6 protein-coding genes and 1 pseudogene are annotated in these 7,516 nt (G+C 73.7%); 6 read left to right on the top strand and 1 reads right to left on the bottom strand.

The window, feature by feature from the left end; all coding sequences use genetic code 11:
• On the bottom strand, positions 1-1,242 hold a 1,242-nt coding region (lanM, locus tag BU198_RS17505), incomplete at its 3' end, for a type 2 lanthipeptide synthetase LanM (RefSeq protein ID WP_188297788.1).
• Between the two features lie 528 nt (positions 1,243-1,770).
• Between lanM and BU198_RS17500 the strand changes: the two genes are divergently transcribed.
• From BU198_RS17500 to BU198_RS17475, 6 genes and pseudogenes are all read left to right on the top strand, one after another.
• Complete coding sequence (locus BU198_RS17500) at positions 1,771-3,504, top strand: peptidoglycan-binding protein (protein WP_188297787.1); 1,734 nt, start codon at positions 1,771-1,773, stop codon at positions 3,502-3,504.
• A gap of 19 nt (positions 3,505-3,523) precedes the next feature.
• Positions 3,524-3,952: a hypothetical protein gene (locus tag BU198_RS42215; RefSeq protein WP_223244541.1), complete on the top strand. Its 429-nt coding sequence runs from the start codon at positions 3,524-3,526 to the stop codon at positions 3,950-3,952.
• A gap of 224 nt (positions 3,953-4,176) precedes the next feature.
• Positions 4,177-6,024, top strand: a complete 1,848-nt coding sequence (locus BU198_RS17490; RefSeq protein ID WP_188297786.1) for a phage tail sheath C-terminal domain-containing protein — start codon at positions 4,177-4,179, stop codon at positions 6,022-6,024.
• 7 nt (positions 6,025-6,031) lie between these two features.
• A complete protein-coding gene (locus BU198_RS17485; RefSeq protein ID WP_188297785.1) occupies positions 6,032-6,556 on the top strand; it encodes a phage tail protein in 525 nt (174 codons plus the stop codon).
• Between the two features lie 10 nt (positions 6,557-6,566).
• Positions 6,567-7,334, top strand: coding sequence for a hypothetical protein (locus tag BU198_RS17480; RefSeq protein ID WP_188297784.1), 768 nt, complete (start codon positions 6,567-6,569; stop codon positions 7,332-7,334).
• A pseudogene (locus BU198_RS17475) lies at positions 7,327-7,516 on the top strand (hypothetical protein); the annotation flags it as partial. The gene BU198_RS17480 and the pseudogene BU198_RS17475, both read left to right, overlap by 8 nt.

The following is a 7,516-nucleotide window of genomic DNA, read 5'->3' as shown; positions in this document are numbered from 1 at the left end:
CAGCCGCATCCCGTCGGTGCCGGCGCCCTCCCAGCCGACCGTCTCCAGCGGCGCGTGGTGGTCGGTGCCGCCGCCGAGGCCGGAGAGGTCGAGCGCCGCCTCGTCCCCGAGCACCAGGTGGGGCAGCAGGCCGGTCCGCTGGACGGAGGCCTCCAGCGCGCGGCCCGCCGGGTCGTCGGCGGCCGGGTCCGCGGGCCTGGGCGGGTGGAAGAGCGTCTCGACGTCCACCGGCACCGGGTGGTCGGCGCAGGCGATCAGGTTCTCGAAGTGCAGGTCGGTGAGGTCGAGGAGGTGGGCGAGGGCGAGCAGCGCGCCCTGGCGCCGGTAGAACCGGTCCAGTTCGGCCCGGGAGGTGCAGGGGCGGGCCTCGACGAACTCCGACCAGCCGTGGCCGGGGCGGGTCAGCAGCGCGGGTGTGCGCAACCCGGGTGTCCCGGCGCGGGCGTTGAACCAGTCGACCAGGTCGCCGAAGTGACGGTCGGCCGCGAGCGGGCGGGGCTTGTAGACCACCCGGCTGCCGTCGGCGAAGCGCAGGACGGCGACCCGGCGGCCGCGCCGGTGCGCGTCGCCGGTGGTCCGGTCCACGGCGACCAGCGGCCCCGGGTCCCGTCCGGCCAGCAGCCGGGCGACCAGGTCCGGGCGGTCGGCGGTGTACCGGGTGAGCAGCTCCGCCATGGCCTCGACGGCGTTCACACAGGTGCGGCCGACCAGCAGGGCCAGCAGCGGGTACCCGGCACACAACCGGGCCAGGCCGGACCGGGTGCCGGTGGTGGCGACGAAGTCGCGGAACCTGTCCTGCGGGGTCGCGCCCGCCAGGCGTCCCTCCTCCCGGGCCGCCCGGAGCTCCAGCACCAGCGCGCGGGCCGCCAGATCGCCCAGCGCGGCGGCCGTGGCGGCGGTGAACTCCTCCGCGATCCCCGGCAGTCCGGCCGACCGGCCGACCGCCGGGCCGAGCGCGGCGAGCAGTCGCTGCCCGGCCAGGCGGGCGAACGGCGCGAGGGCGGCGGCGAAACCGGCCGTACCGGGCAGCGGTCCGGACGGCGGGACGGGGTGACCGGGTGCGGTGGCGAGAGCGGCCTCGACGAACCGGGCCGGATCGGACTCGGCCGGGTCGACCCCGGCCGGGGCGGAGTCGGCCGGTTCGAGGTGTCGCGGGCCCGGGAACCGCGCCGGCGTGAGAGTCGGCGACCACCGGGGCGGGGCGACCGCCTCCGCTGCCACGAACGCTCTGTCACCGATCACGGCGAAGAGCCTGTCAGTCCGCGCGGTGACGGCGCAAGAGGTGAAATCCTGCCGGAATTACCCTACCCGGCGGCGGCCTTGAGGGGCCTCCCGACGTGCCCGAGGACCCGCGGGCGGGGCGGATGCCGGCTGAGGCCCGGAGCACGAACCGGCGGCGCTGACCGGCAGCGCTGACCGGCGAACGGGGGGACGGCTCGGCGGATGTCCCGCCAGGGCCACGACTCTCCGCCCTCGGCCGCCGTCCGCCGACGGCCCCGCGCGCCCGGCGGGGTGACGGGCGGTGAGCGGGAGGCCTGGAGTGACGTCGGAGCCGCCGCATCCGCCCGAGCGGGGTTGCCCGTGGCATAGGGCCGCGGAACAGGACACCGCGAGAGGGTCGCAAGAACACACAACCTGCGCAAAAAACAAGGGAATTGATGTTCAGTCAGCTGTACCGTGGAATGAGCATGACGCTCCTGGCCGGCGTCCGTGCCCCGGGTCGGGGCCGGCCGGCCGTGGCTGCCATCGGCGCAAAGGGGGAGCTTCCTGATGGCATACGCGAAGGGTTATGACGTCTCCGACTTCCAGTCGGGCATTCCGGGAGACGCGGAGTTCGTCTTCATCAAGGCCAGCGAAGGCGGCCACACCGGTCAGTCGGGGTACGCCGACAAGCTCGCGGACGCCCGGGGGCGGGGGCTGGTGGTCGGGCACTACCACTTCCTGCACGCGGAGAACCCGGTCGACGGCGAGGTGGAGCACTTCTGCCGGGTCGTGGGCGGGATTCCCGCGGGCGAGCTGCTGGTGCTGGACTTCGAGCCGTACGGGCAGTCGGTCGGCGACGGGGACGCGACCGCGGCGAAGAACCGCTGGCTGGCGGCGGTCAAGCAGCGCTACCCGGACCGCCTGGTCGGGCTCTACACCAACCGGGACTACTGGTTCAGGACCGACGACAACGCGGGCGACTTCCTGTGGATCGCGGACTACGTGTCCGCGGGTTCGCCGCGCATCCAGGCCTCCTGGCGCTTCCACCAGTACAGCGACGACCCGCTCGACGCGGACGTGTTCAACGGCTCGCTGGACGAGTTGAAGGCGTGGGCCGGCCTCACCCGGGCCCCCGCCCCCGAGCCGCCCGCGCCGACGCCGGACCCCTCGCCGCAGTCGCCCGACTGGCCGGGCCTGCACCTGGTGAACCGGGACCAGTGGGGCGCGCGGCCCTGGCGCGAACCCAACGGTTCGATCCCGTACGCCGGTCCGCGCGCCGGAGTGAAGGTGCACTACCTCGGCACGGCGTACACCTTCGACACCCACGACACCTGTCCGGCCTACGTACGGCGGCTCCAGGCCTCGCACATGGACGACGACGGCTGGTCGGACATCGGCTACAGCTTCGTGGTCTGCGAGCACGGCCACGTGTTCGAGGGCCGCGGCCTGAACCGGCGCAACAGTGCCAACGGCGACGTCCCGCTCAACGAGGCGCACTACGCGGTGTGCGGACTGCTCGGGTGCTCCGGGTCGACCGAGCCGACCCCGGAACTGCTCAACGGGCTGCGGGACGCGATCGAGTACTGCGCGCAGCAGGGCCCGGCGGGCCCGGAGATCAAGGGGCACCGGGACGGCTACTCGACCGACTGCCCCGGGCCGGGCCTGTACGCCTGGGTGACCTCGGGTGCGCCGCGCCCGTCCGGGACGGTGGTCACCCCGCCCCAGCAGCCCGCGCCGCAGCCCGACCCGACCCCGGCCCGGTACCAGAACGGCATCGGCGGCCTGTCGTACGGCTACGGTGCGCACGGCCCGCAGGTCACCGCCGTCGGCGAGGCGCTGGTGGCGGCGGGCTTCGGCTCGCACTACGGCGAGGGCCCCGGCCCGGACTGGACCGACGCCGACACCCTCAACTACGCCGACTACCAGCGCAGTCTGGGCTACTCCGGCGGGGACGCGGACGGCGTGCCCGGCGAGGCGACGCTGCGCCGGCTGCTCGGCGGGGCCGTCCCGCTGGCCGAGGTGTCCAAGTCGAACGTGGTCGCGGCGGCCCGGCAGGACCCGGACGCGCCCCAGGGCGCCACCACCCACGCGGACGACGTGTACACGGTGGAGCGGGCGCTCGTCGCCGAGGGGCTGCTCGACCGGCAGTGGGCCGACGGCTCGTTCGGCACCAGCACCATCGCCGCCTACTCCGCCCTGCAACGCGGGTACGGGTACAGCGGGCAGCAGGCCGACGGCGTCCCCGGCATCGACTCGCTGACCCGGCTCGGCCAGGCGCACGGCTTCACGGTCGTCGGCTGACGCCGACTGAGGAGGACCGATGTACCAAATCGCCCTGTCCCTGTGGCGCACCTGTGTGCCCTACATCGTCGCGTTCCTCGTGGTGCAGGCCGCGCGACTCGGCCTCCACCTGGACAACGCCTCCGTCACCTCAGCCCTGGTCACCGGCTTCGGCACGGTCTACTACGCGGCGTTCCGGTTCCTGGAGCACCGGTACGGGGCGACCTGGGGCTGGTTCCTGGGGGCCGCCCGGCCGCCGTCCTACGAGCTGCCGGCCGCCCCGGCCGCTCCTGCTCCGAGCGCTCCGGCCGCCCCTGCTCCGAGCGCCCCGAGCGCCCCGGCGACGACTCCGCCGTCCGCGCCCGAGCCCGCACCCGCGCCGCCCGCGCCCACTCCCAAGCCCGAGCCGACCCTGACGCCGACGCCGACGGCCCGGCCCGACTACCGGAACCTTCCCGAAGGCGGCTGACCGGCCCCACCCGGCACCGCCAGGGGGGTGCGGATTTCCCACCCCCACACCCCCCCACATAATTATCACAGTAATACAATTGGCTTTCCCAGTTCGGGTCTTGACGAATAGTCACCCGAATATGAGACTGAGCCTGCCGCCCATGCATCAGGACCTCGCGGCCCGTCCGCGATCCGATTCATTTCTCCGGGTCTCTTGATGCACGAAGTGAACGGAGGGGGAATTTGCCGACGACACCGACCTATCCGGGCGTCTACATCGAAGAGCTTCCCAGTGGCGTCCGTACCATCACCGCGGTGAGCACCTCGGTGACCGCCTTCGTCGGGGCCACCCGGCGCGGTCCGCTCGACCAGCCCGTCACCATCACCAGTTTCGCGGACTACGAACGCCGTTTCGGCGGGCTCGCGAGCCAGAGCCCGGTCAGCTACGCCGTCCAGCAGTTCTTCCTCAACGGGGGCTCGCTCGGCGTCGTGGTCCGGGTCGCGGCGGCCGGCACCGGCGCCGCAGCGGGCGTCACGATCGGCTCGACGCAAACCTCCACCGCCACCCCGGCACTGGAGGTCACGGCCGTCGAGCCCGGGCTCTGGGGCGCGGCGCTGCGGGTCGCCGTGGACTACCGGACGCCGACCCCGGCCGAGACCTTCAACCTCCAGGTCTTCGACACCTCGGGCGCCGTCCGGGAGTCCTTCGCGGACCTGTCGGTCCGGGACACCGCTCCCCGGTTCGCCGAGACGGTGGTGAACGGCGGCTCGGCGGTGGTCCGGGTGAAGGTCCTGGCGGAGAGCCGGCCGGACCCGGTGGGCACCGTCTCCAAGCCGTTCGCGGCGACCCTGCCGGACCTCACCCACGAGATCCAGGTCAAGATCGGCGACGTCTCGCGGACCGTCAGGATCCACGACCCCGCCGCGGACGGCGCCGCGCCGGCCACCGTCGCCGAGCTGGCCCTGCTGCTGGAGCGCAAGCTGCGCGCGCTGCCCGACGCCCCTGGCCGGCGGGCCTTCGCCGGCACCCGGGTGGGCGTGTTCGGCCGGCAGCTCCAGGTCGTGGCCGGCTCCTCCGAGCCCGCCGACGTGGTCCGCTTCCTCGGCGAGGCCGCCAACAACCTCGGGCTGGAGGGCTCGGTCAGCCCGCCGGTCCACGCGCTCGCCGGCGGCCAGGACGGCGGAGCCCCCGGCCTGACCGACCTGATCGGCAGCGAGGCGGGCAAGACGGGCATCCAGGCACTGCGTGACGTGCAGGACGTCAACCTGCTGGTGCTGCCGGAACTGGCCGGCTACGCCTCGATCGACGACGCCGTCACGGTCGTCTCGGCCGCCCAGGCGCTCTGCGCGGAGAAGCGGATGTTCCTGATCGTCGACCCGCCGCAGGCGTGGACGACGCTGGACGCCGCCAGGGCGGGCCTGTCCGCCTTCGACTCGGTGCGCAGCGACCACGCGGCGCTGTACTTCCCGCACCTGGAGCTGGTCGACCCGCTCACCGGCCGGCTGCGCGGCTTCCCCCCGTCGGGCACCGTCGCCGGGGTGATGGCGCGCACCGACGGCCAGCGGGGCGTCTGGAAGGCGCCGGCGGGCACCGAGGCCGGGCTGCCCGGGGTGCGCGCGCTGACCGTCCCGCTGACGGACCGGGAGAACGGCCTGCTGAACCCGCTCGCGGTGAACTGCCTGCGGACGTTCCCCGTGGTGGGCCCGGTGGTGTGGGGCGCCCGGACCATGGCCGGCGCCGACGTGCTCGGCTCGCAGTGGAAGTACGTCCCGGTGCGGCGCCTCGCGCTGATGCTGGAGGAGAGCCTCTACCGCGGCACCAAGTGGGTCGTGTTCGAGCCCAACGACGAGCGGCTGTGGGCGCAGATCCGGCTGAACGTGGGCGCGTTCCTGCACTCGCTGTTCCAGCAGGGCGCGTTCCAGGGCACGTCCGCGCGCTCCGCCTATTTCGTCAAGTGCGACCGGGACACCACCACGCAGGACGACGTCAATCGCGGCGTGGTGAACGTCGTGGTCGGATTCGCACCGCTCAAGCCCGCGGAATTCGTGATCGTCAAGATCGAGCAACTCGCCGGACAGTTCGAGGTTTAGGATCTCCATGGTCGAGTTCACCGTCAATCCACACCGGTTCGATCCGTACAAGAATTTCAAATTCCTGGTCGTCTGGGACGGCCGGGTCGTCGCCGGAATCAGCAAGATCAGCCCGCTGAAGCGCACCACCGAGGTGGTGAAGCACCGCAGCGGCGGCGATCCGAGCGCGCCGCGCAAGTCGCCGGGCCGCACCGACTTCGAGGCGGTCACCCTGGAGCGCGGCGTCACCCACGACCCGGAGTTCGACCGCTGGGCCAACAAGGTCTGGATGGTCGGCGCGGGCCGCGGGGCGGAGGTCTCGCTGCGGGACTTCCGCAAGGACCTGGTGATCCAGGTGCTCAACGAGTCCGGCCAGGTGGCGGTCGCCCACAAACTGTACCGCGCCTGGCCGAGCGAGTACCAGGTGCTCGGCGAACTGGACGCCAACGCCAACGCGGTGGCGATCCAGAGCCTCAAGCTGGAGGTGGAGGGCTGGGAGCGGGACGAGGAGACGCCCGAACCGGAAGAGCCGTCCTTCCAGCAGCCGGCCTGAGCGGCGGGCGATGGAACTCGCCGGACAGGCCGCCCTGTTGGCCACCTGGGAGGCCGGTCTGGCGGCCGGCCGCGCCGGGCGGGCCCTGCTGCTGCACACCGTCGCCCGTCCCGGCGTCGGGGCGGCGGAGCTGCTGGCCGTGCCGCTCGGCGAGCGGGACGCCGAACTGTTCGGCCTGCGCGTCGAGTTGTTCGGCGAGAAGCTCGACGTGCGGGTCGGCTGCCCGGGGTGCGCGGAGGAGATGGAGTTCGCCTTCGAGGCCGGGCAGTTGCTCGGTGCCGCGCGGCCGGCGGCCGGGGCACGAACAGTGTCCGCGCCGCCGTCGGTCACCGAGGCGCTGCGGGTGGAGCTGGACGGCTGGCGGGTCCGCTTCCGGCTGCCCACCCCCGGCGACCTGGCCGCCGCCGAACAGGCCCCCGGGGGCCTGGCCAGGGCCGTTCTGCTGGAGCGGTGCGTCCTGACCGCCGAGCACGACGGGGAGCCGGTAGCCGCCCGGCAGCTCCCCGAACCGGTCCAGCGGCGCCTGGCCGAGGCCGCCGCGGCCGCCGACCCCTGCGCGGACGTCCGGCTGAACCTCAGCTGCCCCGGGTGCGGCGAGCCGGCCCTGGCCGAGCTGGACATCGCCTCCTACCTCTGGGAGGAGCTGGACGACTGGGCCCGGGCGACCCTGCTCGACGTCCACCTGCTGGCCACCGCCTACGGCTGGAGCGAGACGGAGATCCTGGCGCTCAGCCCGCTGCGGCGCCGCTACTACCTGGAGCTGTGTGCAGATGCCTGACCACTTCGACCGCCTGGTGGCGAAGGGCGACCCGGGCCGGGCCCCGGCCGGGGCCGAGGTGCGCGTGCGCCCGCGCCTGCCCGGGCCGTTCGAACGGATCGACACGCTCGGACCGGAGCTGCCGGCCGTCCACGAGGAGCCGGCCGTACCGGGCCGGCCCGGCGGGCAGCCGGTCTCCGCAC

The sequence above is a fragment of the Streptomyces sp. CBMA156 genome (genome assembly GCF_014596515.1).
Taxonomy (GTDB): Bacteria; Actinomycetota; Actinomycetes; order Streptomycetales; family Streptomycetaceae; genus Kitasatospora.
This window is presented reverse-complemented; position numbering and strand designations above follow the sequence as displayed.

Bases quoted from the DNA above. Each gene is read 5' to 3' on its own strand.
- BU198_RS42215 (WP_223244541.1), top strand. From the start codon at position 3,524: ATGTACCAAATCGCCCTGTCCCTGTGGCGCACCTGTGTGCCCTACATC.
- BU198_RS17480 (WP_188297784.1), top strand. From the start codon at position 6,567: ATGGAACTCGCCGGACAGGCCGCCCTGTTGGCCACCTGGGAGGCCGGT.
- BU198_RS17500 (WP_188297787.1), top strand. From the start codon at position 1,771: ATGGCATACGCGAAGGGTTATGACGTCTCCGACTTCCAGTCGGGCATT.
- BU198_RS17485 (WP_188297785.1), top strand. From the start codon at position 6,032: ATGGTCGAGTTCACCGTCAATCCACACCGGTTCGATCCGTACAAGAAT.